18 protein-coding genes are annotated in these 22,740 nt (G+C 50.3%); 13 read left to right on the top strand and 5 right to left on the bottom strand.

Annotation, left to right across the window (positions count from 1 at the left end):
• Positions 1 to 31 precede the first annotated feature (31 nt).
• The 11 genes from FDY93_RS05220 to FDY93_RS05170 all read left to right on the top strand — a co-directional run bounded on the left by FDY93_RS05220 (position 32) and on the right by FDY93_RS05170 (position 13,848).
• Positions 32 to 394: an MbcA/ParS/Xre antitoxin family protein gene (locus FDY93_RS05220; protein ID WP_138234692.1), complete on the top strand. Its 363-nt coding sequence runs from the start codon at positions 32 to 34 to the stop codon at positions 392 to 394.
• On the top strand, positions 391 to 1,173 hold the full coding sequence (locus FDY93_RS05215; RefSeq protein ID WP_138234691.1) for an RES family NAD+ phosphorylase: 783 nt from the start codon (positions 391 to 393) through the stop codon (positions 1,171 to 1,173). The genes FDY93_RS05220 and FDY93_RS05215 overlap by 4 nt, the downstream gene beginning before the upstream one ends.
• A gap of 31 nt (positions 1,174 to 1,204) precedes the next feature.
• Entirely contained in the window at positions 1,205 to 2,158 is a 954-nt protein-coding gene (locus FDY93_RS05210; RefSeq protein ID WP_138234690.1) for a 1-aminocyclopropane-1-carboxylate deaminase/D-cysteine desulfhydrase, read from the top strand.
• Positions 2,159 to 2,403: 245 nt separating this feature from the next.
• Positions 2,404 to 3,279 carry an NAD(+) kinase gene (locus tag FDY93_RS05205; protein ID WP_138234808.1) on the top strand — a complete coding sequence of 292 codons (876 nt, stop codon included), beginning with the start codon at positions 2,404 to 2,406 and terminating at the stop codon, positions 3,277 to 3,279.
• On the top strand, positions 3,276 to 3,989 hold the full coding sequence (locus tag FDY93_RS05200; protein ID WP_171018899.1) for a glycosyltransferase family 2 protein: 714 nt from the start codon (positions 3,276 to 3,278) through the stop codon (positions 3,987 to 3,989). The genes FDY93_RS05205 and FDY93_RS05200 overlap by 4 nt, the downstream gene beginning before the upstream one ends.
• Complete coding sequence (locus tag FDY93_RS05195) at positions 3,989 to 5,518, top strand: glycosyltransferase family 4 protein (RefSeq protein ID WP_220446102.1); 1,530 nt, start codon at positions 3,989 to 3,991, stop codon at positions 5,516 to 5,518. The genes FDY93_RS05200 and FDY93_RS05195 overlap by 1 nt, the downstream gene beginning before the upstream one ends.
• On the top strand, positions 5,508 to 7,673 hold the full coding sequence (locus tag FDY93_RS05190) for a glycosyltransferase (RefSeq protein ID WP_171018898.1): 2,166 nt from the start codon (positions 5,508 to 5,510) through the stop codon (positions 7,671 to 7,673). The genes FDY93_RS05195 and FDY93_RS05190 overlap by 11 nt, the downstream gene beginning before the upstream one ends.
• Position 7,674: 1 nt before the next feature.
• The gene (locus FDY93_RS05185; protein WP_138234686.1) at positions 7,675 to 9,414 is read left to right on the top strand and encodes a polysaccharide pyruvyl transferase family protein; all 1,740 of its coding nucleotides are present in this window, start codon (positions 7,675 to 7,677) and stop codon (positions 9,412 to 9,414) included.
• Positions 9,415 to 9,510: 96 nt separating this feature from the next.
• The gene (locus tag FDY93_RS05180) at positions 9,511 to 12,177 is read left to right on the top strand and encodes an LTA synthase family protein (protein ID WP_138234685.1); all 2,667 of its coding nucleotides are present in this window, start codon (positions 9,511 to 9,513) and stop codon (positions 12,175 to 12,177) included.
• A gap of 120 nt (positions 12,178 to 12,297) precedes the next feature.
• On the top strand, positions 12,298 to 13,092 hold the full coding sequence (locus FDY93_RS05175; RefSeq protein WP_171018897.1) for an ABC transporter permease: 795 nt from the start codon (positions 12,298 to 12,300) through the stop codon (positions 13,090 to 13,092).
• Positions 13,093 to 13,104: 12 nt separating this feature from the next.
• Positions 13,105 to 13,848: an ABC transporter ATP-binding protein gene (locus FDY93_RS05170; protein ID WP_138234683.1), complete on the top strand. Its 744-nt coding sequence runs from the start codon at positions 13,105 to 13,107 to the stop codon at positions 13,846 to 13,848.
• A 76-nt stretch (positions 13,849 to 13,924) separates the two neighbouring features.
• Here the strand turns inward: FDY93_RS05170 and FDY93_RS05165 are convergent, their stop codons facing one another.
• Positions 13,925 to 15,172 carry a glycosyltransferase gene (locus FDY93_RS05165; protein ID WP_166216155.1) on the bottom strand — a complete coding sequence of 416 codons (1,248 nt, stop codon included), beginning with the start codon at positions 15,170 to 15,172 and terminating at the stop codon, positions 13,925 to 13,927.
• Between the two features lie 68 nt (positions 15,173 to 15,240).
• Here FDY93_RS05165 and FDY93_RS05160 point away from each other — a divergent pair, with 68 nt between their 5' ends.
• Positions 15,241 to 16,389, top strand: coding sequence for a glycosyltransferase (locus FDY93_RS05160; protein WP_220446101.1), 1,149 nt, complete (start codon positions 15,241 to 15,243; stop codon positions 16,387 to 16,389).
• Entirely contained in the window at positions 16,389 to 17,483 is a 1,095-nt protein-coding gene (locus FDY93_RS05155; RefSeq protein WP_138234680.1) for a glycosyltransferase family 4 protein, read from the top strand. Before FDY93_RS05160 ends, FDY93_RS05155 begins: the two co-directional genes overlap by 1 nt.
• A 38-nt stretch (positions 17,484 to 17,521) precedes the next feature.
• Here FDY93_RS05155 and FDY93_RS05150 read toward each other — a convergent pair whose 3' ends face one another.
• From FDY93_RS05150 to FDY93_RS05135, 4 genes are all read right to left on the bottom strand, one after another.
• Positions 17,522 to 19,177: a BatD family protein gene (locus FDY93_RS05150; RefSeq protein WP_138234679.1), complete on the bottom strand. Its 1,656-nt coding sequence runs from the start codon at positions 19,175 to 19,177 to the stop codon at positions 17,522 to 17,524.
• Between the two features lie 62 nt (positions 19,178 to 19,239).
• Positions 19,240 to 21,108, bottom strand: coding sequence for a VWA domain-containing protein (locus FDY93_RS05145; RefSeq protein ID WP_138234678.1), 1,869 nt, complete (start codon positions 21,106 to 21,108; stop codon positions 19,240 to 19,242).
• Positions 21,105 to 22,163 carry a vWA domain-containing protein gene (locus tag FDY93_RS05140; RefSeq protein WP_171018896.1) on the bottom strand — a complete coding sequence of 353 codons (1,059 nt, stop codon included), beginning with the start codon at positions 22,161 to 22,163 and terminating at the stop codon, positions 21,105 to 21,107. The genes FDY93_RS05145 and FDY93_RS05140 overlap by 4 nt, the downstream gene beginning before the upstream one ends.
• Positions 22,156 to 22,740: a DUF4381 domain-containing protein gene (locus FDY93_RS05135; protein WP_246068475.1), complete on the bottom strand. Its 585-nt coding sequence runs from the start codon at positions 22,738 to 22,740 to the stop codon at positions 22,156 to 22,158. Before FDY93_RS05135 ends, FDY93_RS05140 begins: the two co-directional genes overlap by 8 nt.

Genomic DNA, 22,740 nt, shown 5'->3' with positions numbered 1-22,740 from the left:
AAATGTCCTCTAAACCCATTCCGGAGGCAAAATGGCTAACCCCGCCTATCCCCCTCAAGTTTCAGAAGATCAGGTCCTTCTTGAGGCCACGCTCAACACTGCGGACCATCTCGGCCTGAAGAAGAAAGAGCTCAGTGAAATCATCCACCTGGATGACCGCACTCTGCGCCGTCGCAGCGGTCTTGCCCCTCAAAGCGCTGAGGGTCAGCTGGCCCTGCTACTGATTCGGGCCTATCGCTCAGCATTTGTACTTATGGGAGGGGAAGAGGGGGCCAGAACCTGGTTCGCCACGGCCAATCGAGCCCTCAACGGGGTTCCGCGGGAACTCGCATGCCGTATTGAAGGGCTGGTGCGTATCGTTTCTTATCTGGATGCCATGCGAGGCAAGGTTTGATCGATCTCCGCGACAAGATCCGACAATCCGCCACACGTCTGATTGGCCGCCTGTACCGCATCATTGAGTCGCAGGAGGAAATAGCCACCCGGAGCCTGGTCGACAGCCTGCAAAAGCAGGAAGTTCTTGAGAACCTGCTGGAACAGAGCAAGCCACAGCGGCTTCCCGGCAGTGAACACCTTCACTATCTGCTGGCCACTCCCTTTCGCTATCCGCCACTTCCATGGGGCTCACGCTTTGGCGGCATTGCGGAGCGCGGTATCTTTTATGGCAGTAAAACCGTAGCGACAGTCCTCGCAGAAGCGGCTTATTATCGGCTGCTGTTTTTGAACGACATGCAACAAGCGCCCACCGCTCCAGTCACAAGCTACCACCAGATTTTCGCCGCGAAGTACTGCGCAGACCCGGGTGTGCGGCTTCAGGCTGAGAGCTGGCGAGAGCACTGGCCGTCGCTTACCCATCCCACTGAATATGGATTCTGCCAGCAGCTTGGTGCACAGATGCGGGAGTGCGGAGTGCAGGGCCTGGAAACCCCATCTGCCAGAGCATTGTGCACCGGGTTAGCTCAGCTGCCGGTCAACGGCGGGGAAGGCATCAACGTCGCCCTGTTCGACCCCGGAGCCCTGCTGCGCCGACCACCTACAATGGAAGCGGAAGTTACCGCAGAGTCTGACCAGCATGGTGTTTCCTTCCTGGTGAAGTCTGGCAGCAGTGTGGAGTCCAAACATTTTGAGCGCGCATCGTTCCTGCAATCCGGTCAGCTGCCCCAGCCCGCATAAAGCGCCGAGCAAGTAGGACGACAAGCAAAGAATGATCCGCTACCTCACCGAGCTCAGCCTCGACGCCTTCATCGAAGCCGCCCGCAACGTACCCTATCAGCAGATCCGCTCAGACCTGTTCCCCGGCATAGACCTCTGGATACGCCGCGACGACCTCATCGACCCGCTGATTTCCGGTAACAAAGCCTACAAATTGATCTACAACCTCCTGGAAGCCCGCGCCCAGGGTAAAGACACCATCATCACCTGCGGTGGAGCCTGGTCAAATCATATACATGCGACTGCGGCGGCGGGGCAGCGCTTTGGTTTCCATACGATCGGCATTATTCGAGGAGAAAGACCGCCGACGCTCAGTGCCATGCTGCAGGATGCTGAGCGCTTTGGCATGTCATTACGTTTTGTACCCCGAAAGCTCTACCACGAGCGTAACGAATCGCACTTCCTTACCCAGATTGGCATCGCGCAAGAGAGATACTGGTATGTACCGGAGGGGGGCGCGAATGACCTTGGTGCCAAAGGGGTTGCGTTACTGGCCGATATCATCAGGGAAACGAGGCCGGTAGCGTTCGATGAATGTTGGGTTGCCTGTGGCACGGGGCTTACGCTCGGCGCACTTGCGGCCCGCATGCCTGACAGAACTAGCCTAACTGGAGTCCCGGTGCTGAAGGCCGCAGGCAGTATCCGCAAATCGGTAGAGATGAGGGCCGCAGACGATGGCCGAGAGCTGCAAATCAACCTGATCGAAGACGCTCATCATGGTGGTTATGGCAAGTACAGCGCAGCATTGCTGAGGACCCAGAAAGAATGCGAGTTCATTGGGGGGTTGGGACTTGATCATGTCTATACCGCAAAACTAGTGTGGGCCGGCGCAAAGGCCATTGAACGATCTGAAAGAAAAAAATCCACGCGCTGGCTCGACGAACTGCCCCGGATCCTTTTTTTGCATACTGGCGGATTACAGGGGAGGCGCGGGCTGGTTGGCTGAAAGGAAGGCTGAGACACTGATCTGTCTGAAATATGATCAGCTTGAATGGTGATTGAACGGTCACTTTTGCTTGGCCGAGGTGTTCGACTCACTGTTTTTGCTCAGGCATAATTGCCCGTCATCGAATATAAACTTGATTGCTTATTAACCACTTGTTGACGGCCCCGTCTAGAAAGTGGTCAGTTTTGCAGCTAATCAATAAACACAGTACTGCATTGGCCCAAATTCGGGCACCTGGGGGAGCGGTGTCAGAATTTCAGAATATTGGCCTTATCGGCCGCACAGAAAGTGACAGTGCAGCCCTTTCGCTCAAGCGTCTCATGGCGTTTCTCGAGCGTGAGGGCTATTCAGTCGTGCTCGAAAAAAACACAGCCAATGACGTATCTAATCACGCGGCTCGAGTATCTAGCAAAGACAAGCTCGGAGAACTCTGCGATCTCGTAATTGTTGTTGGTGGCGATGGCAGTCTCCTGGCAGCTGCTCGCTCCCTGGCGAAGTTCAGTGTTCCCCTTCTCGGTATAAATCGCGGTCGTCTCGGGTTCCTTACAGATATTACCCCCGACGAAATCGAGCAAAAAGTAGGCGATGTGCTTTCGGGAAAATATATGGCGGAAAGCCGTTTTTTACTCGACATGTCAGTGACTCGCAATGGTAAGCTTGTTGGTAAAGGCTCATCATTAAATGATGTGGTTATTCACCCTGGTGAATACATTCGCATGATCGAATTTGACCTTTTTATTGATGGCCAATTTGTTTATACGCAGCGATCAGACGGTCTGATTGTTTCGACACCTACCGGCTCAACCGCCTACGCGTTATCTGGTGGCGGCCCTATTATGCATCCCAAATTAGATGCGATCGTTGTTGTGCCCCTAAATCCACACACTTTGAGTAGTCGCCCTATTGTTGTCGAGGGTAGCAGTGAGTTCAAAGTTATCATTGGTGAGCATAACGCTACACATTCATATGTGACTTGCGATGGTCACGAGCAGGTAGTGACAGAGCCTGGAGACGTAATTCGAATCCATAAGAAGCCGCACAGGCTCACCTTGATACACCCGATTGATCACAACTTTTACGAAATCTGCCGATCGAAATTGGCATGGAATTTAGTTTTATGATTTCCGTAGTCGTAACCTTTCATAATGAGCGAACTCTCGCTCAGATTACACTAAATTCAATTCTCCGCTGTAGAAAATATTGTGAAAAATTTGAAGAACCTGTGCAGTTAGTCGTTGTGTTTGACTCGGTCGATGCAATGACAAAAAAAATTGTTGAATCTCATCCGTGTGTGCGGCCGAATGACGTGCTGCTAAATGTCAATTATGGAGACTTGGGTTTTTCGAGGAATAGAGGTATCTCGGCGGCGGATGGTGAATTTGTGGCGATACTCGACGGCGACGATTTGTACTCCGAAAATTGGTTGTATGCAGCAAAGGAACTAATTAAACGGAAAGGGAAACATATTGTTTGCCATCCAGAAATTGTGGTTAATTTCGGGAAATATAATTCCTACGCTTGGCAAATAGACCAAGAAGACGCTGGTTTTGATCCCGATGGGCTGCTTCTATCTAACTATTGGACTTCTTGGGTAGTTGCGCACAAGGAAGTCTTCGCAAGTATTGAGTATGCGGAAAGTAATCATCGCCAGCAGGGGTTTGGTCATGAAGACTGGCACTGGAATTGCTGCACCATAAAGGCGGGTTACATCCATAAAGTTGTTCCCCAGACTAGTGGTTTTTACAGAAGGAAGCACTCTTCGCTCTTGAGTGAACAGTTGCAGAATAGGGTTTATATCAGAAAAACAAATTTCTTCCATTGTGAAATATGATGTTTAGATTGCTGTACAAATTATCCTTGGCGATATATCGACACTTCTTGAGGCCTGTTATTAGGCGTTTGCCCGGCAACCTTTCCTATCGCACTGTCGCCTGCTTGCACCGTTTAAGGCGCGCGCTGTTCATTAGCAGCGATGACTCGGCACAAGCCATGGGTTGGCCGGTACACTATACAGCAGAAAAGAGAAAAGGTATCCCGGCTTGGCTTCGTGAAGAAATGCTGTCATTGGCAAGCCTTGAGTATGAAATTAATCCTAATATCATCCAGAGTCATGGTCTTGAATTTGCTCCACTTGCGATCCACCCTGCTGGAGGCCGTGTTTACCGGAAGCTCATGAATCTAGTGGCGCACAGGGAGGGATACGATTACATTTTGATTGCGCCCTGGGTAAAAATGGGTGGTGCTGATTTGGTGACCTTGTGCCACCTTCGTTATTTATCCAAGCGTAGAGTTAGAGTTTTGTTAATTTTAACAGAGGTAACTCATTCTGCTTGGCTCGATAAGGTTCCAAAAGAGATTGATATCTTGCAGTTTGGAAAGGAGGCCTCTTGGCTTTCGCCTATTGAGCAAGAGTCCGTACTGATGCGCTTGTTAATCCAGTTGGAGCCACGCTGTGTTCATAATATTAATTCGCGGCTCGCATGGAGCTGCATTAAGAATAGCGGGAAAACGCTGGCAGCAATTTCGGATGTATATGTCTCACTTTATTGTGATGACTACGATAAGGATGGCTGTCCAGTTGGCTATGGCCGCGAATTCTTGCGGGAGTCGGCTCCATATATCCGTAAAATCCTGACTGATAATTGTAGCTACCCGGAGCAGATATGCGCGGCATACGGACTTCCTTTGGCAGCATTTGAAGTGGTAAAGGTTCCCACTGACGAAAGCCTGTTGAAGTTACCCATCAGTAGGTCGGAAGGAAACCGAAAAGTAATCTGGTCAGGAAGATTTGATCCTCAAAAGAGACCGGAGCTTCTTCTGGAGGTGGCTAAGCTCTTGCCGGATGTGGAGTTTCATGTATACGGACAGGCTGTTGTGAGTGGAAGAAATAAATTAAGCCATTTTGAGTCTCAAAAGAATATCACCGTATTTTCGCCTTACTCGAGCTTTCAGGCTGTTGCAGAAGATTATAGGGTGCTGCTAAATACATCCGCATGGGACGGGCTGCCCAATATATTGGTGGAAGCTGCAGCATCGGGCATGGTTATAGTTACCTCAAATGTAGGTGGAATTACTGACCTTGTTGATGAAGTTACGGGGTTTCTGGTTGATAACCATAGCGACCCGACGGCTTATGCAGAAGCTATCACTCAGTGTTTGTCAAACATAGTTGTGTCTAGCAAAAAAGCTGAATGTGCAAGGCTACGGGTTCTCCAAAATCACTCCTGGCGAGCTTTTGAATGCAAGTTGGATGAGGTTTTTGCAAACCTCTGGGGGCGTAATCGGATGGTGCAGTGGGCGCAGGCTGCTGAGAAAAAACATCTGTGTGAAGGTGTTACAGAGCGTGAAAATGAAAAATAAAAAAATCGACGTAAGTATTGTTTTGAATATGCACCGCGAGTCATTGTATTTGCGACCCACTCTAGAGTCGATTAAAGAGTGTGTTGTTCAGGCTAAGATGAATAATATTTCTTGTGAGCTCGTGGCGGTTTTTGACAGATCAGATAAGTTAACGTGCGATGTTTTTTTTAGTGTTGATCTTTCTATCTGCGACGAGGTAAAGGTAGTCGATGTCGATGTGGGTTCTTTAGGGCTTGCTAGAAACGCCGGTATATCACAAGCCTCGGGTGAGTATATTTGGACATCCGATGCTGATGACCTGGTTTCGTCCAATTGTATCGTGGAGTTATTGCGAACTGCGAAGTCGCATAAGAGTGGTAAAACTGTTGTTTTTGTTGAGTACCTTTGCGCCTTTGGTGAACAGTATCACGTAGTGCGATATGTCGATTCCAAGTGGTTGACACCTGCAGATTTTGCACTGCAGCATCCATATGTCTCCCGGATATTTGTCGCGCGATCAGTTTTTGATGATTTGCAGTATCAAGACTTGCAGCTGACAAAGGGGTTTGCCTACGAAGATTGGGATCTTAATTGTCGGCTTCTGGCAAGTGGCTATGAATTTCTCGTTGCGAAAGATACGGCTTTCTTTTACCGACAGCGGGAGGGTAGCCTACTAAAACAGGCCAACTCTATCTCCTCCAAGTTGATACCTCATAACAGCCTGTTTGAGCGAGAGTCCTTCTGTGCGTTAGTGCGTGAGCATGTCCTAATGACTGAGGTGTCCCACGAGTTCTTTAAAACACGGAAGCAGATATTGGCCGAAAATAACACTGAGTTATTCATGCGGTCTGAGAAACTTCAAGGTTTCCTGTTGGATGCGGTTCGGCTAGAGCCAGAGGTGGAGCTTGCATCTGTTGAAAAGGCAAGTAGTTACAGTCCGGTTCCTTGGCGAGAAGACCACTGGGGGATGCAGCTTGGGGCTTTGTTTTCTTTACTGGGGCGTCACTCTTTTTCTGATGTGGTGCTCCTGCCTTGGTTGCGACCCGGTGGCGCTGAAAAATATATATTGGAGATCCTAAATGGAATTTCTCAGTGCGAGGCAGATGCCAGGATATTAGTTGTAACTGGCCAATCTTCGAAAGTACATGAATGGGTGGCTAGATTGCCCAGAAAAGCAGTTTTTATTGATTTATTTAATGCGTTTCCTTCTTACGATGAGAGTGAGAGGGCTGCGTTGTTGGTGCGTGCTTTGCTTGCAGTGAGTGAGCCAAAGGCGAGACTTCATCTCAAATCGTCTCCTTTTGTGCACAATTTTTATGATGCTTATTCGGGGGTTCTTTCTGAGGCTTTCAGGCCTGTGTATTATCGCTTCTCAGATGGTTACTACGAATGGAAGGACGAGGTAGCGCGTGGCCCATGGGGCGTTAAGGTAATGCGAAAACATCTAGAAAGTTTCTGGAAAGTAGTCAGTGATTGTGACGCTATTGCGCATATGGATGAAGCCGTTCTGGGGAATCTACAGTCGAAGTACCACACATTATATGCGAGTTGCAGCCCACCTGAGTTTCAGGTGAGTCTCGAAAAACCAAAGTTTCGACTGTTATGGGCATCTCGAATCGCGCCTGAAAAGCGTCCGGACTTACTGGTGGAAATTTCTCGTATGCTTAACATGACTAAGCATGTCTTGCAAATAGATGTGTTCGGCTCTATCGAGGAAGGGGTTGATTCATCGCAGTTTTTTGACGTTGAAGGTACCTCGATTGAGTATAAAGGAAGCTTTAGTGCTTTTTATGAGTTGCCCATCGAGAAGTACGATGCCCTTGTATATACCAGTTCATTCGATGGTTTGCCGAACGTTTTGCTAGAGGCGATGTCCGTCGGTCTTCCTGTCATTGCTCCAAATGTAGGTGGTATTGGCGAGTTGGTGGTGAGTGGCAAAACGGGCCGCCTGGTAGAAAATGCAGGAAGTAGTGCTAAGTTGGTCGAAAATTACTTGGAAGCAATAAGCGAATTGTACGCCCATTGGCAAGGGGTCTCGGATAACGCTGCGCGAGGACGGGAGCTCGTTAAGAGCAGGCACTGCTCGAGCGTATATATGGAGGCTCTGGTGGATATATTTGAGCTCAAGCAAAGGGGCAAAGTTTTAGAGTCTGAGTTGGCTGTGAGTGTCGCATAATATGGAACTCTATTTTTATGCGCCTAGGGAAAAAGTGGAACTCTTAAGTGGGTCTCGCCAAAAGGCATTTCTTGCTGGTGGTGATTTTGGATACGGCAATTTCGGTGATGTGCTTCAGCATGCGGGCGCGATCTCGGTCGTACGTGATAATTCAAGTTTGGCCGTTATAGCTGTTCAATCAATCGCTACCATATCGAAATTTGGTGATATAAGGAAAACCCAAAAATCATATGGCGTAGACTGTCTTCTTTTTGTGAGTGATGCGCCTCTCGATGAAGACTGTGAAAAAAAATTTGGTTTGGAGCCCGTAACCTCGATTTTGAATGTTGCTTATGTTCAATTGTATGGCGGTGGATTCCTGAATGGATTGTGGGGTGACTATGTACTTAACGTTATAGAGGCTGTCTTGAGTCGAGCAGGTAAGGCAGCATATGTGATATCGGGACAGCAGGTTTCTGAAGATTTTATTGATAGGGTGGTTGCCCATGTTAGTAAATTCAAACCGTTGCTCTTTGGCGTTCGCGATCAAAGGTCTGAGCAGCTGTTGAGCTCAGCGGGGATTGAAGTCGAGTTTTCTTTTGATGACGCAGTCGAGCCTCTGTTGAAGTTGCGAGAGCTTCTGCGTGTTAAAGCTGGATCGGGTTTGTTGGTTCATCTTAATACATCAGACTATACGGGTAACGACACTGCCCTCCAAGAAATTAGGGCTGATTTAACAGTGATGTCGCGTGTGTTTGGGGAGGGTGCCCCTTTAACGTTGTTACAGGCATATCGTGATTCAAGAGAAGAGGTTGTAGATTCAATCGAGTCCGTTAAGCGTTTGGATTCGGGGTTTAGTTTCCCAGACATCCGACTAATTCAATTGATGAATGTTTTAGATCACCCTGGTTCGAGCAGCTCGCTGATGCCCCTCATTGGTGATTTTGCGTATTCTTGCTCTTATCACGTTACTTTGTGGATGCAACTTTGTGGTATTCCGTGTTGGTTGCGAGGTGAAAATGCTTATTATCGCCAGAAGCGGGAGGCTCTCGGGGTTACTTTTGACTCTTTCAGTGATTTTTTAGCGGGCCGGAAGGTGCCTGACCACGCGCAGAAACTAAACCTGAGATCGAGTTGGTTGGGTAATGTAACGCGCATCTTAAGGGAGCTGGATATCGTCAGTGATTTGATTGAGTTTTCACTACCTTCAAGTGATTGCGTGCTCCTTAATTTTCGCTACAAGGGAGATCCGTCGTTAAGTGAACGCTTGAGTTTCGCGTGGGGGCAGAAGCTGCATATAGATGGACTATTAGAGAAAGAAAGAGAAAAAGCAAATTACTCCGCTGCAAGGATTGCCGAGTTAAATTGTGATAATGAGGAACTTCGTGAGCGCGGGCGAGCAATGATCGGTCGCATCACTGTTTTAGGGCAAGAATTGCATAAGGTTAGCTCAGACAACAATTGGTTGCGTGTGGAGCTGGATCGCTTGAGTCAGGACAATGTACGGCTTCAATCAGAAATAAATCAGTGTTTGGATGCTCAAGAAGTTGCACGCTTTCAGTTAGATAGAGTTTATCAAAGTACATCTTGGCAGTGGACTAGGCCTATGCGTGTATTAGTTAGATATTGTAGGACTGCCCGCTTTGATGCAGCCGGCGAAATTGGGCTATTTGAAGCTTTGCGACGGTCGGCTTATAAATTTCGCGTGTCGCCGAAAGTTCGCACGGTAGTAGGCAGCGTTCTCAACAAATTTCGGCGGTAACTGGATGTATATGTTGAAAAGTGCTTATGAAGCTTCGCGCAGTGTAGGTTCTCGGCAGCTTCCATTTCGATTAAGTTTGCATTCTGAGGGTGTAGTGTGAAATTGTCGGTTCGGAATTTCCTGTCTTGCTTATTCTTGCTGGTTTTTTTATGGCTCTTCGTTGTAGCGTCTGATCCGTATGTTTCGATAGGGTCGCCTTACATTGCGCATTTGCTAAATCTTTTGTTGCCGCTGGCTTTTCTATTTTCAATTTGGTGTGTTAGTGGGCGGATGACTGTTGGTTTGCTTGTTACGGTACTCCTAGTTTCTGTTGTTCATTATGCAGGAAGAGTAAAGGCTGAGTTTCTTGGCGAAAGTCTGGTGTATGCTGATCTGTCAGTGATTTCCTCGGTCGCTGAGAGTCCTGAGTTGGTTTTCGGGTTTGTCTCGACGACATTTTTTGTTTTTATTGTGGCATCGGCACTAGCACTTTTCCTTGTTTCTTATTTCCTAAAAGGTGTTGCTAAATCCTCATATTTATCGCGCGTTTCTGTTGCCTTGGTTGGGGGGGCGCTGTTTCTATTTTCGGGATTTTATCGGACTCCCGCCGTTATTCCTGCTCTCGGGTGGGAGTTTTTCCAGCAAAATAGTGGTGCTGCAAATGCGGGTATTATTGGAAATATGCTTCTCGGAAGAATGTCCCAAGAGAGTATCGTGGTAGAACCCGATATTGCATTGGCCGAGAAATTTTGGGTCGAACCTCGGGTCATCGCGGCCCGAAGCGCGCTCGAGCGACTATCGGTCACGCCAGATTTTCGGCCCGACATTGTGATGGTTCAGAGTGAGTCCTTGTTTATGCCAGGCAAGCTTTGTGGCATGCCTGAAACGCCGGTTTTGCCGAATATTTCTAGCCTCGGGAGCCCGCGCGGAGGGGAGCTAGAGGTGCCGGTTTTTGGTGGGCGGACACTGCAGAGTGAATTTGAGTCATTGTCGGGAGTGCCAATCAGCGCCTTCCCTCATTCGATGTTTGCTTACTATGACTTGTTGAAGAAAAATATTGCGGCAATGCCGCGAGTGTTAGCAGAGCAGGGATACAACACTGTTGCGATACACCCGAATAAGGGTGGTTTTTGGAACCGAAATACAGCAATGGGGCGTTTGGGTTTTCAAACCTTTCTGGATATTAACGCATTTTTATCCGATCGAGACGAATCCATTAGGGGGCATGTGAGTGACCTGTCTCTAGTCAAGGCAGTGCTATCGCAGTTGGATTCTGCGAATGGCCCCACATTTGTGGAAGCGATTACCATGGATAATCACGGGCCCTGGGGTGCGGCGACGGGAAATACCAGTGAGGGCTTGCCTGTCCCAGATATGTTGAATCCTGAAGCAGCAAAAATTTTTACCGATTACTTGGCGCGAGCTCGAGATGCTGACTCTGCTTACGGATACCTGATTGATGCGCTTAGGCGTCGGGAACGGCCAACGTTGGTAGTTTTCTTTGGGGACCATATGCCTGCATTGCCAAGTGTGTATAAATCGCTTTGCTTTAAAAATGGATTAAAGCCAGAAGAGCAATTGCCCCCATATAGATTTTGGTCCAATTTTTCTACAATCGATCTGCCGGGAAAAACAAGTTCATATTTAATTCCTGGTCTTGTTTTTCGATCGGCAAACTTACCGATGCCGGATTTTTTTCTCGCGAATGCAGTTATGGGGGTAATTCAGGCTGATAGCGAGATTTCCGCAGAAGAAAAATTAAAAATAAAGCAGCAGTATGAACAACTATCTATCCTGAATATGACGACGGGCGCGGAGATTGATTCGAGCGTTCGCACAGTTATATCCCGTCCAGCAAAAATTGCTGACACTCTCAAGCGCTTTCATGTTGGTGGGGCTGCGTTTTCTTCGGATAGCGTACTCAAGCTTGATAGTGATACGCAATTCTCTACCTTTAGGGGGGCTGGAGGTGTACGGAAGATTTCGATTCGTCCCTACTTAGATCGCGCTATGTTGAGAAGTTGCGCTGAGCACGAGGTGACGGGTCAAGCGGCCGCAGGGATTTCTGTTAAAGGTGGTGGTCGTGAAATATATCGCGCGCCAATGCAACGTGGCGCGTTTAGGTTGGCAACGTTTAGCACAGCTGGCTTGAAAGATTTTAAATTTGAAGCTTATGGACTTGGTGAAAACTGCCCCTCTATAAACCTTAAGATCGTTCAATTGCAGTGCGATTCTCCTCAATGCGAACAGGGGCAGGAGGATGTTGATCTTTCCTTTGAGGTAGAGCCACGCTTCCACCGTGATTTCTTCGCGGACGATTTAAAATCACTTAAAAAGATCTACCCCGAAGGCGCGTCTAGCTCTTCCAGACGGCGCGAAGCGCTTGATTGGCTGTTAAGTAGGGTGGTAGATGAGGAGATTGGTTACGGTCCATTTCGTGTTCATCCGGATCATCAGATATTTATGCATCCTAGTGAGAGTGTGTCGGCCAAAATGAAAGTTGATGTTTCTGGGTCCAAGTCTCTTACTTTGACTCCTCGAATAGATCCTTTGTCCGCTCATTGTCGCGTCCTTAATGAACCTGGACGTGAAGCTGGGTTGGTTGGCTTAACCATTAAGCTAGATGGAAAAAATGTTTTCGAGGGGGCTATTGATCGAAAATTCAATGAACTTGTTACGCTTAGCACTGAAAGTCACCAGCTACTTGAGATTATCGTAGATAAGGGGAATGAAGTGTCCTGGTGTGATTGGTTTTCGGTGGGTGTTGATCGCGTTAATTCTTGATGGCTGAAATTTTGGTGAGCCTTTGGGTGTTTCCAAGAGTTAGTACCATGACGACAGACTGCTCGGCGGTGCTTCTTCTTAAGGGAATGTTTGGTTTTTATATTATTGAAGATGTGGTTTATGCAGTTTAGTACTGGAACATTAACCGATATCGCTAGCGCGTTTAAGCGGATCTCCTTGGTGGGAGCTCTGGGCTGGCAGGATGTGCGGCAGCGCTATCGTAGGTCGGCGCTCGGCCCATTTTGGTTGACCATTAGCATGGGGATTATGATCGGGACAATCGGCTTGGTGTTTGGCAAACTTTTTAATTCCCCTATGGTTGAGTTTTTACCATTTTTGGCCGCCGGAATAATTTTGTGGACATTTATATCGTCTGTAGTGACGGAGGGGTGTTCAGAATTCGTTTCTGCGCAGGGAATTATCAAGCAGTTGCCGATCCCACTGTTTGTGCATACCCTAAGAATGATTTGGAGAAACTGTATAATATTGTTTCACAATATTATTATTTTTCCTGTTGTTTTGTTAGTTCTGGGGGGCAGCTTTAATGCGAATGTTATCTTTGTCGTCCCGGGCTTTCTTTTGTTGTTGGTTAATCTGGCTTGGTTGGGCTTGATGCTTGGTGTCGTCTGCGCGAGATACAGAGATTTGCCGCAGATTGTATCGAGCGCTTTACAGGTTCTTTTCTATTTAACTCCGATTATTTGGATGCCGAAGCTTTTGCCCGAGAGGGCTGGCAGTTTCATATTGGATTTCAATCCCGTCTTTCATTTGATTGAAGTAGTTAGGTCTCCGCTATTAGGACAGGTGCCATCTTTTGACAATTGGCTTGTGTCGACCTTTTTGGCAGTCTCTGGTTGGGTTGTTGCTATTTTCTTCTACGGCCGATATAGAAAACGTTTGCCCTATTGGCTTTAAGGTTGCTTGAGAATGACTGTTATTGACTTTAAAAACGCGTCTGTTGACTTTCCTATTTATAACGCGGGGGGGCGATCTCTTAAGAAGCGCTTGATGCAAGTTGCAACGGGTGGCCAGATTTCGGCGGATGGCCAGGGGCGGGTAATTGTCAGGGCGCTTGAGGATTTGAGCTTTGAGTTCAGTGAAGGCGAATGTGTTGGTTTGGTTGGACATAATGGAGCAGGAAAGAGCACCTTGCTTCGAGTGTTGAGTGGTGTCTATTCTCCTACAGAAGGTGAGGTTTCAATCCGAGGGGCCGTCGGCTCGCTTATTGATATTTCTCTTGGTATAGATCAGGAAGCAACTGGTAGGGAAAATATATATATCAGGGGAGCATTGCTGGGGTTGTCACGCAGGAAGATTGACGCTGCACTCGATAATATAATCGACTTTGCAGAACTTGGTGATTTTATTGATATGCCCGTTCGTACGTATTCCTCGGGTATGCATCTGCGTTTGGCTTTCTCGGTCTCTACGATTGTTCGCCCCGATATATTGATTATGGATGAGTGGCTGTCCGTAGGTGATGAGGGTTTCAAGCAAAAGGCTGAATCTCGTATGTCTGAACTTGTGTCCTCGAGTAAGATTGTTGTTATTGCTAGCCATTCAAAAGACTTGATTTTGAATATGTGTAATCGGGCAATTTGGCTTGAACACGGCCGTATCAGAATGGATGGGAGTGCTAGCGACGTTTGTAGCGCATATTTTGGGGGATAGGAGGAGGGGTAGCGGCGGCCTATGGTAAACAGTGTTTGTTTGATCTTTTTTAGCTACCTGTGGCCGCGTGGAAAGATTACGTTTTTTTTACCATTGATATGTATTCTTTGATTATTTCTCTTGCAATGTCTTTGGCGCTTGCTGCGACGTCGGGCTTTGGAGCAACAATTTTTTTGTTAGTTATTGCCTCAATAAGTTTGCTGAGAGCCTCATGATTTCCCATTGGGAATAGTGCCGCTTGGTCTAAAAGTTCAGCGCAACCGGGGATGTCGCTTGCAATCACTGGAATGTTCCTTGCCCCTGCCTCTAACAGTACTTGCGGCTGGTTTTCTGGCCACAATGACGGCAAAACCAGAAGGTCTAGCTTGTCCATGAGGGGCGTCGTTTCCTCTTCTTGAATTTCTCCTAAGTATGTCGTCTTTTTGTATCTTTGAAGTTCCCTGTCTGCATAAGTAGGTAGAGCTTTTTTGCCTGCGACTATTAAGTGAATCTTTTCGTTATTAAGGGCTTTTAATGCTTGTGTAATTATGTGAAGGCCCTTGTGAGGTGATAGTGCGCCTAGGAAACCAATGCTAAATGTATCGCCCGTTACGCTAGCGGTTGTTTTCGGCTCGAACCATTGGGCAGATAGCCCTGCAGGAAGATATTTGCAGTTCTGTAGTTTAAAATACTCTTCTAATAAGCTTTGGCCGGTTTTGGATAGACATATGACTGCGTGAGCTTCTTTAAGGATATCGTGTAAAGTTTGCTTTCTATTATCCCAGAGCGTGCTTTCGCCAGATTCTATATTTTTGCTTTTAATAAGTTGTGCAGTGAGATGGGCTCCAATCTCTGTTTTTGCTGCGAAGTTGATAGTAGGGTTGCGATGTGTTTTGGCAATACACTTTAAGCAAGTAAATTCTTCTGTAAAACCATGGCAAAGGTTGCCGTCACTCAATGTGAGGGTTTGTTTTGGGCAGAGCCACCAGAAATCAGTAACTGATATGATGTAGGGTATGTTCAATGCGCGCGCGGCATATACTATGTTTACTCCAATATGACCTGGATTAACCAAATGGAGTATGTCAGGCTTTTCTTGCTTTAATAGTTCAATATATGCCTCTATTGGCGCACCTTTGACGGCAGTCCATCCAAGCGTTGATAAGGTTTTGTATGGGATACTATTCCATACACCTCCGCTGTGACCTCTTCCTTCGGGGTCTCCCCCGGCTACAGAGACTTCGCAGCCATATGCTATGAGTTCTTTTCCAAGGTTGCGGATGTAGCGTTCAGTCCCTTGATTGTATCCTGGACCAAATTGCATGGTAACGAAGAGAATCTTCATGTTGACCCCGATAGTGCTGAAGGCGCAAATATACATTATTGCTTTTTAAAACAATAGGTTATCATTGCGTGTTGAGTCTTCCTGAAAGAGAACTTTCTTTGCGTTCCGAACTTCGAATCCTTCACTGTTACAGAACTTTTTACCCTGAGTCAAAGGGTGGGCTTGAGCAAGTTGTTCTTGAGCTCGCACAAAATACGCACGGCAGCGGTGTATTGACTCTCGCAAAGGATCCTGGGCAAAGGATGCTTGATGGGAAACTTCCGGTGTTGGCAGAGCGGCGCTGGGTGTCAGTTGCGTCCTGTTGTATTGGGCCCGGCTTGGTGAGGAGGCTGTTCCGGTTAAAGGCCAAGTTATTGCACTTCCATTTTCCTTGGCCGTTTGGCGATGTGACTTACTTGTTGGCGGGGAGGTCTCGTCCGCTAATCATTACCTATCATTCGGACATCGTGCGTCAACGCGCTCTCAGCTTACTCTATTATCCTCTGATGAAAATATTTTTGTCCCGCGCTGACCGCATAGTCGCAACTTCACAAAACTATATGGATAGTAGCCCTGTATTGGCCGACTTTCGAAGTAAGGTTGAGGTAATCCCTCTAGGGATTTCTGAGCAAGAGTATCCAGTACCTGCCGATAATGACTTGTTAAACATGGAGGCACGCTTCGGTAAAGATTTCATGTTATTTGTCGGCGTTCTGCGGTATTACAAAGGATTGGAATATCTTATTAGAGCGTCTGTCGGGAGACCATACCGGGTGGTTATCGCGGGTAAAGGGCCTGAGCAAGCGAAACTTAAGGTATTGGCTGATGAGCTGGGAGCGGACAGTATCGTTTTCACAGGTTATATCAGTGATTTAGAAAAGGCGGCGCTCATGAAGCTGTGCCGGGCAGTAGTCTTTCCTTCCCATTTGCGGTCAGAGGCTTTCGGGGTAACGTTAATCGAGGGTCTAATGTATGGAAAACCCCTAATTTCCTGTGAAATTGGCACGGGTACTAGCTACGTTAATGCCGATGGAGAGACGGGGCACGTGATTCTTCCCGCAAATCCCGATGCGCTTCGCGAGGCTATGGATGACCTGTGGAATGATCCGGTTAAGGCAGAGCAGATGGGGCAGGCCGGCCGGCTGCGCTACGAGTCATTATTTACCGGTGAGCGAATGGCGGCAGCGTATCAAAAGCTTTACACACAGGTGCTTGAGGAGAGAGGGCTGGCGACGTAATGGCCCGAATTGCTGTAGATGCGCGTCCGCTCTCAATTCCTACTACTGGGATCGGAAGATATACGCATGCCATTATGAGGCGCCTACTGGACAGTGAGCACCACTGGTACCTGTATAGTCATCAACCACTTCTACATGAATTTGAGGGACTGCCCAATGTGACGGTGCGCTGTGGCAGTATGCAGCACGCGGGATTGGGATCTTTGTATGCCCAAGTTGTTTTCCCTCTTTGGGCAGGCAAGGATCAAGTCGACTTATTTTGGTCTCCGCGCCATCATCTTCCGCTGTGTTTGGGAAAGTCGCTACCCAAGCTGGTAACAATTCATGACTTAGTGTGGCAGCGATTCCCTCAGACCATGTCTCGGCTGGGGCGGCAAATAGAGCGTGTCTTGATGCCCCCATCCCTTAAGTTCGCAGACGCTGTGATTGCGGTGTCCGACAGTACGGCCAATGAAGTGCGAAACTCGTTTCCAGGTACTGCTGGCAAGATTCGCACGATTTACGAAGCCCCTTTTTTAGAGGCGACGGAGGGGCCCTACTGCGATGGAAATTATTTTCTTTTTGTCGGCACTATTGAGCCGAGGAAAAATCTTCCAGCACTTTTGCGCGCATATCGTATCTATCAATCCAGACTCTCTCGTCCGTTACCTTTAAAAATCTGCGGTGGCAAAGGCTGGGGGCTGCCCGAATTGGAGAGTCTTATTGCTCAGGAGGAGCTAGGGGATTGGGTCGAGTTGCTTGGCTACATTCATGACGATCAGTTGCCCGCTCTGTACCGTAACGCAAGGGCTCTACTTATGCCTTCGCTCTATGAGGGCTTCGGGCTACCCATTGTCGAGGCTTTTAGTCAGGGAACGCCAGTAATAACCTCAAATCGTGGCGCCATGCAGGAAGTTGCCTGCGATGCTGGGTTACTGGTTGACCCTGAATGTGCCGAGGATATGGCCGCGGCACTAATGGAGCTGACGAGTAATAGCGCTCTGCTCGAGGAACTTCAACAGCGTGCCCAGGCTAGGGCGAAGTTATTCAGCTGGGATCACGCAGGCGAACAAACGTTATCACTCATTGAATCACTGCTTGCTTCCAAACGATAGCCAGCAGTGGCTGCTGAATAGGTAAAGAGAAACCCAGATCACCCATTAAACAGGCCGGGTAGTGTGTTTGATGCTGGCCTGTCCTCATCCCTAAGGTGCAGGAGCCTCCCAGCTAGTAATTGTAGTTGCTGTCGATTAAGGGGTTTTGCAGGAGTTTTGTATGTTGCATCATTCAATATTTGAATGGCATCTGATAGCTCGCCGATGTTTAGCCTGTTTGCCGCGCTCTCCAGGCTCGTAGTTCCAGTATCCGGCCAGCGTCGGTCAACCCATTGCCGAAGGGCGACCTGAATTTCTTGTGGACTCCCTGTGTTTATCAGCTTGATGAGTTTCTCTTCATCTCCGTGATTCTTCGTTTTTCTTATTACTCTGGTGGGTGCCTCCATATTTTTATTTCTTTTTGAGTAAAAGAAATAAATGACCCATAAAAAGTGTGAAGCGATTGCCGCTATTGCTAATTTTTGCCAGAAACCTGGTTTCACTTCAGTGGCGCTAGGCCTTTCCGGGGTTACAGGGGTGCTAGTGCCTGGGGTGCTGGAATCCAAAATGGGTGCCCCAGATACATTGAAGCGAAATGCCGGCAACTGGGTCGCACGCTGCTGCCCATTTTTGGTATCCCACCAGGTGATCGTTATCGGCGGTAATTGATATTGCCCTGGTTTGGTTGCGACGATGGCGGTGGTTTCAATACGTGTACCGGTGATTCCGTTCGCTCCGGCTTGATCTTCTTTTTGTGCCTGGTCGGGGTACACCTTTAGCCCTTCGATATTGAGCGTTGGCAGCGGTGGCAGTTGCGCCGCACGCAGCCCTTCGGCGCGCAAAGTGATGATCCGGGTAATGGGTTCCCCAACCTTGAATTCTTCTGGATCTTTGCTCCAGCTCTGCACCAGGCCGAGGCTCGCGGCCGGTAACCAGTGGCTGCCGCTGTAGCTGTCCGGTTTGGGTTCTACTTTTACAGTTTTAGCTTCCGAGCGCAGACGGATACGTTGAGCATTGCGGTTGAACAGGGAGAAGGGGTCTCTTCTGCCTGTCACGGCAACATAGTTCAGTGCCGGGATCTGCAGTTCGCCGGAGCTTTCCGGGAAAACGGCGTAAGTCAGTTCGTAGACGGCGTGGCCTACGCCCTGGATTCTGCGCTCGTAGCGCTGTTCATCCACTTTTTCCACGTGGGCGCCGGGAATCTGCAGCGGATCGGTGGCGATGTCGTGGAGGCCTACGGTGGTGTAGAGGCGGACCTTGACGAGCAGCTGTTCCTGGACAAAGAGTTTGTCTTTATCCAGTTCGACTTCGAGAAATGCCTGGCGGCTGTTGCCGCTAGGGGATTCGCCGGCCTTGCTGACGGTGATGGGGATGGCGTCTGACACCTGGCCGTGGAGATGCAGGGAGGGGACGAACAATTTGCCTTCCTTCAACGGCGCCAGGACGACAGTCCACTCGACGAAGCTCTCCGCTCGTCCGTTAAATACACGGTACTGGTTGGATTGCTGGCGGGAGAGGACTTCGAAGTCCTGTTCCAGCAGGTTGAAGTCCGGTTGGCCACCGCTTTGTGATCCGCTGTAGCGCAGGGTGAGGGTGAAGGTCTCGTTGATGGCGAGTTCGTTGCGGTCGACGCTGGCGGTCAGGTCCTGGGCGTTGGCGACGAAGGACAGCACTAGCAGCAGGATGGCTGTCAGCAGTTGAATCATTTTGGGCATAGGTTCGCCTGCAGGCAGGCTCCTACAAGAGATATTCGTGCAAGAGTTATTTGTGGAGTTGGTTACCATCGCTGGGTGGCTCCGTTTTCCGGGGGCTGCCATTCGCCGCTGCGATAAGCGCGGCGGCGTTGCAGGCTTTCGTATTTGAATTTCTCGCGCATCAGGCCGGCGGGATCGTCAGGGATCTGGCGCAGCCATTGGTCGAGAGCCTGCTGCGTTTCCGGGTCGAGTGGACTTTCCTGGTCGCTTGGTTGGGCTTGAGCAGACTGTTCCTGTTCGTTTCCTTCCTGCTGTTCGCCGTTCTGGGCCTGTTGCTGTTTGCTGTCGGATTGTTCCTGCTCTTCCTGACCGGAGGGGGATTGCTCCTGGTTGGAAGGCTGCTGGTCCTGTGTATTCTGCCCGGCACTCTGTTGCTGGGACTCGTCGCCCTGTTGCTGGTTTTGCTGCTGATCCTGCTGTTGGCCCTGCTGGTTTTGCTGATTCTGGTCCTGCTGCTGGTCGTTCTGCTGTTGTTCGCCGGATTGTCCGCTCTGTGACTGCTGCTGTTGCTGCAGTTTCTTGAGCTGCTCGGCAATTTCCCGATTGTGAATGGCATCGGCAAATTCAGGGCTTTGCTGAATGGCCTGGTCGAAGGCGCTGATCGCCTCATCAAAGCGCCCTTGCTGGGTAAGGCTGTTGCCGAGGTTGTAGAGCCCCTGGGGATCATTGCTCTGGGCGAAATTTTTTGCGGCAGCATCGAATTTGCCGGCGCGGTACTGCGCAGTGCCGCGCCATTGGGAGTTTTCAAATTGCTTCGCCGCACCCGCGGCATCCCCCTGTTCCAGCAGCTCGCGACCCTGTTGGTTGGGGGTTTGCCACAGATTCTCAAGATCGGCAGCGCTCGCGTCATTACTGGAAAATGCGGTCATCGCCAGCGTCAGCGGAAGCGCGCAGGCGAGAGTGCCCCTGCGAAACAGCAGCAAGGTGAAGGGCAGTAACAGTAAAACCAGCCAGGGGCCTTCTTCGTACCACTGGTCGAATTCGCGCTCGGTTAGTTCGGCCTGCTCTGGCGTGCTGTTTTCGGGAAGCACGCGGGCAATATCGCTATCGTCCACAGTAATCTGGGCAAATTCACCGCCGGTGCTGCGAGCGAGGCGAGTGAGTTCGCGGCGATCAAAGTTGGTGATGATGATCGCACCGCTGTCGTCGGTGACAAATCCACTGCCATTGCTTTTGGGAATGGGGCTGCCGTCACCACTGCCGACCGCGAGAATCGACAGGCTGACATTGCTGCCGCTGAGCGAGTCTTTAATGGTGCCAATGGCAGCCTTGTCGATGCCATCGGTGACGGCAAGCAGGCGCCCGCTGCCATTGGCGCCGTCGCGGATCAGTCTGAGTCCGGTGTCCACCGCCATTTCGATATTGCTGCCGGGTACCGGCATGATTTGTGGCGATAAGGAGGGCACCAGGTTGGCAATGGTGTCGGTGTCGTCGGTCAGCGGTGTCACCACATGGGCTTCACCAGCGTAGGCCACGAGCGCAGTGAGTCCGTCTTTGCGCTGTTTGAGGATGTCCAGAATTTTAAGGCGTGCGCGGGTAAGGCGATCTGGGGCGAGGTCTGTTGCCATCATCGAAGGCGACAGATCCAGCAGGATTACCAGGGCATCCTGGTTGCTGTATACCGGGGTTGGCAGCTTGCGCCAGCTGGGGCCGGCGAGGGCAATGATGGCGCAGGTCAGCAGGGCAAAAATCAGGGTAAACAACCACGGGCGCTTTTCCCCGCCGCGCATCAACAAGTGGGGCAACAGGTTTGGGTCAATCAGCTTTTGCAGACCGCCGGCGGCGAATACGGTGCGCGCCAGTGCCCAGCAGGCGAGGGCGGCGGGCAGGATCAGCCACAGTAGGGCGGGACGCAGGAAATGGAACTGACCGAGATCGCTCACGAAATTCATACCTTGAGTCCCCCATTGCGGTGACTGTGGGCATTTTCTGCCGCAGATCTGCGCGCCGATAGGTTGGAGAGCGCGGTCGCCAATAGCGGTGCTGCGGCCCAGAGTGCAGCCAGCAACAGCGCCAATCCCAGCGGCCATACATACAGAGAGCGCAGTGGTCGGTAGGTTTCCGCTTCCTGTTCGACCGGTTCCAGGCGGTCCAGCTCGGTATAAATTTTTGCCAGTTCCTCGGGATTGTGCGCGCGAAAATAGCGGCCGCCAGTCTTGTCGGCAATCGATTGCAGGGTTTCACTATCGAGGTCGCGGGACGGGTTGACCCGGCGCGCACCAAAGCGGGAGCCGAGCAAACCGGGTTGCACCATTTCTTCCGCGCCGACGCCGATGGTATACACCTTTACCCCGGCCTGTTTTGCCAGTTCCGCTGCTTTTAACGGCTCGACTTCACCGGCAGTATTGGCGCCATCGGTCAGCAGAATCAGCACCCGCTGATCTGCCGGGCGCTGGGTGAGGCGTTTCACGGAGAGGCCGATGGCATCGCCAATCGCGGTGCCCTGTCCGGCAAAACCAATCTGCGCTTCCGCCAGCAGGGTGTCGACGGTCTCACGATCAAAGGTGAGTGGTGCCTGCAAATAGGCGCGGGTGCCGAACAGCACCAGGCCGAGACGGTCGCCTTTGCGGCGCAGCACAAAGTCGCCCACGACATTCTTTACCGCGGTGATACGCATGGCGGGGTTGCCATTCAGGATCATATCCGGGGTTTCCATGCTGCCGGATATGTCCACGGCGATCAGTAGGTCGCGGGCGCTACTGGTCTGGGTAATGGGTTCGCCATACCACTGCGGGCGCGCCGCGGCAGTAATCAACAGGGACCAGATGAGCCAGAGCAGAAAAAGATTGAAATAGTTGCCGCTCGCGCCGCCACTTTTGCGCGGGAGCTGCTGGTAGTAAGGGACTTTCAGCGCGCTGTTAAGCGGCTCACTCTTGGGAAGCAGGCGGCGGGCGAGCAGGGGCAGTGGCAGAAGTAAAAAGAGCCAGGGGAGAGCGAATTCAAACAACGCCGGCCTCCTGGTTTTTCGTCGGTTTAACGTCTGCTGCCGGGCGCACAGGCTCGGACTGGTGTTTGCGCACCCAGCTGATGGCGAATTCCCGCAGCTTCTCGAGCGCCTGCAGGTCGCCGTCGGCGCCGCTGTACAGGTTCTCAATGAGCGCCGCGCGCGCCGCCTCCGGCATTGGCACTTCGGAGGAATTCTCTAGGAAACGGATCCAGTTTTGTCCGGTGAGCGGGCCAACGGCTTTGCGACCAAAGGTCACTACAGCTACCCGTTTCAACAGTACGTTAATGTCCTCGATCGCGCGGGGGGCGCTGAGGTCTAGCGCTTGCAACAGTCGCACGCCTTCGCTCCGGTAGAGATTGCGACGGCGCCTCTGGCGCAGGCGAATGGCGAGCAGAATGGCGGCAAACAGCAGCGCTACTAGCGCGCCAGCCAGAATCCACCAGCCGGGTGCCAGCGGCCACCAGCCGATGGGGGTCGGTTCGTGAATATCTCTCAGTTGCGCCAACAACTCCTGCATTTCCGGGGGCATTGGATTGGCTGGCGCAGGTGCGGCCTGCTTCGGTGACAGCGGCAACAT

The sequence above is a fragment of the Microbulbifer harenosus genome (assembly GCF_005771435.1).
Lineage (GTDB): Bacteria > Pseudomonadota > Gammaproteobacteria > Pseudomonadales > Cellvibrionaceae > Microbulbifer > Microbulbifer harenosus.
This window is presented reverse-complemented; position numbering and strand designations above follow the sequence as displayed.

Bases quoted from the DNA above. Each gene is read 5' to 3' on its own strand.
- FDY93_RS05155 (WP_138234680.1), top strand. From the start codon at position 16,389: ATGGCCCGAATTGCTGTAGATGCGCGTCCGCTCTCAATTCCTACTACT.
- FDY93_RS05190 (WP_171018898.1), top strand. From the start codon at position 5,508: ATGAAAAATAAAAAAATCGACGTAAGTATTGTTTTGAATATGCACCGC.
- FDY93_RS05165 (WP_166216155.1), bottom strand. From the start codon at position 15,172: ATGAAGATTCTCTTCGTTACCATGCAATTTGGTCCAGGATACAATCAA.
- FDY93_RS05195 (WP_220446102.1), top strand. From the start codon at position 3,989: ATGTTTAGATTGCTGTACAAATTATCCTTGGCGATATATCGACACTTC.
- FDY93_RS05135 (WP_246068475.1), bottom strand. From the start codon at position 22,740: ATGTTGCCGCTGTCACCGAAGCAGGCCGCACCTGCGCCAGCCAATCCA.
- FDY93_RS05185 (WP_138234686.1), top strand. From the start codon at position 7,675: ATGGAACTCTATTTTTATGCGCCTAGGGAAAAAGTGGAACTCTTAAGT.
- FDY93_RS05210 (WP_138234690.1), top strand. From the start codon at position 1,205: ATGATCCGCTACCTCACCGAGCTCAGCCTCGACGCCTTCATCGAAGCC.
- FDY93_RS05170 (WP_138234683.1), top strand. From the start codon at position 13,105: ATGACTGTTATTGACTTTAAAAACGCGTCTGTTGACTTTCCTATTTAT.
- FDY93_RS05150 (WP_138234679.1), bottom strand. From the start codon at position 19,177: ATGCCCAAAATGATTCAACTGCTGACAGCCATCCTGCTGCTAGTGCTG.
- FDY93_RS05200 (WP_171018899.1), top strand. From the start codon at position 3,276: ATGATTTCCGTAGTCGTAACCTTTCATAATGAGCGAACTCTCGCTCAG.
- FDY93_RS05145 (WP_138234678.1), bottom strand. From the start codon at position 21,108: ATGAATTTCGTGAGCGATCTCGGTCAGTTCCATTTCCTGCGTCCCGCC.
- FDY93_RS05220 (WP_138234692.1), top strand. From the start codon at position 32: ATGGCTAACCCCGCCTATCCCCCTCAAGTTTCAGAAGATCAGGTCCTT.
- FDY93_RS05175 (WP_171018897.1), top strand. From the start codon at position 12,298: ATGCAGTTTAGTACTGGAACATTAACCGATATCGCTAGCGCGTTTAAG.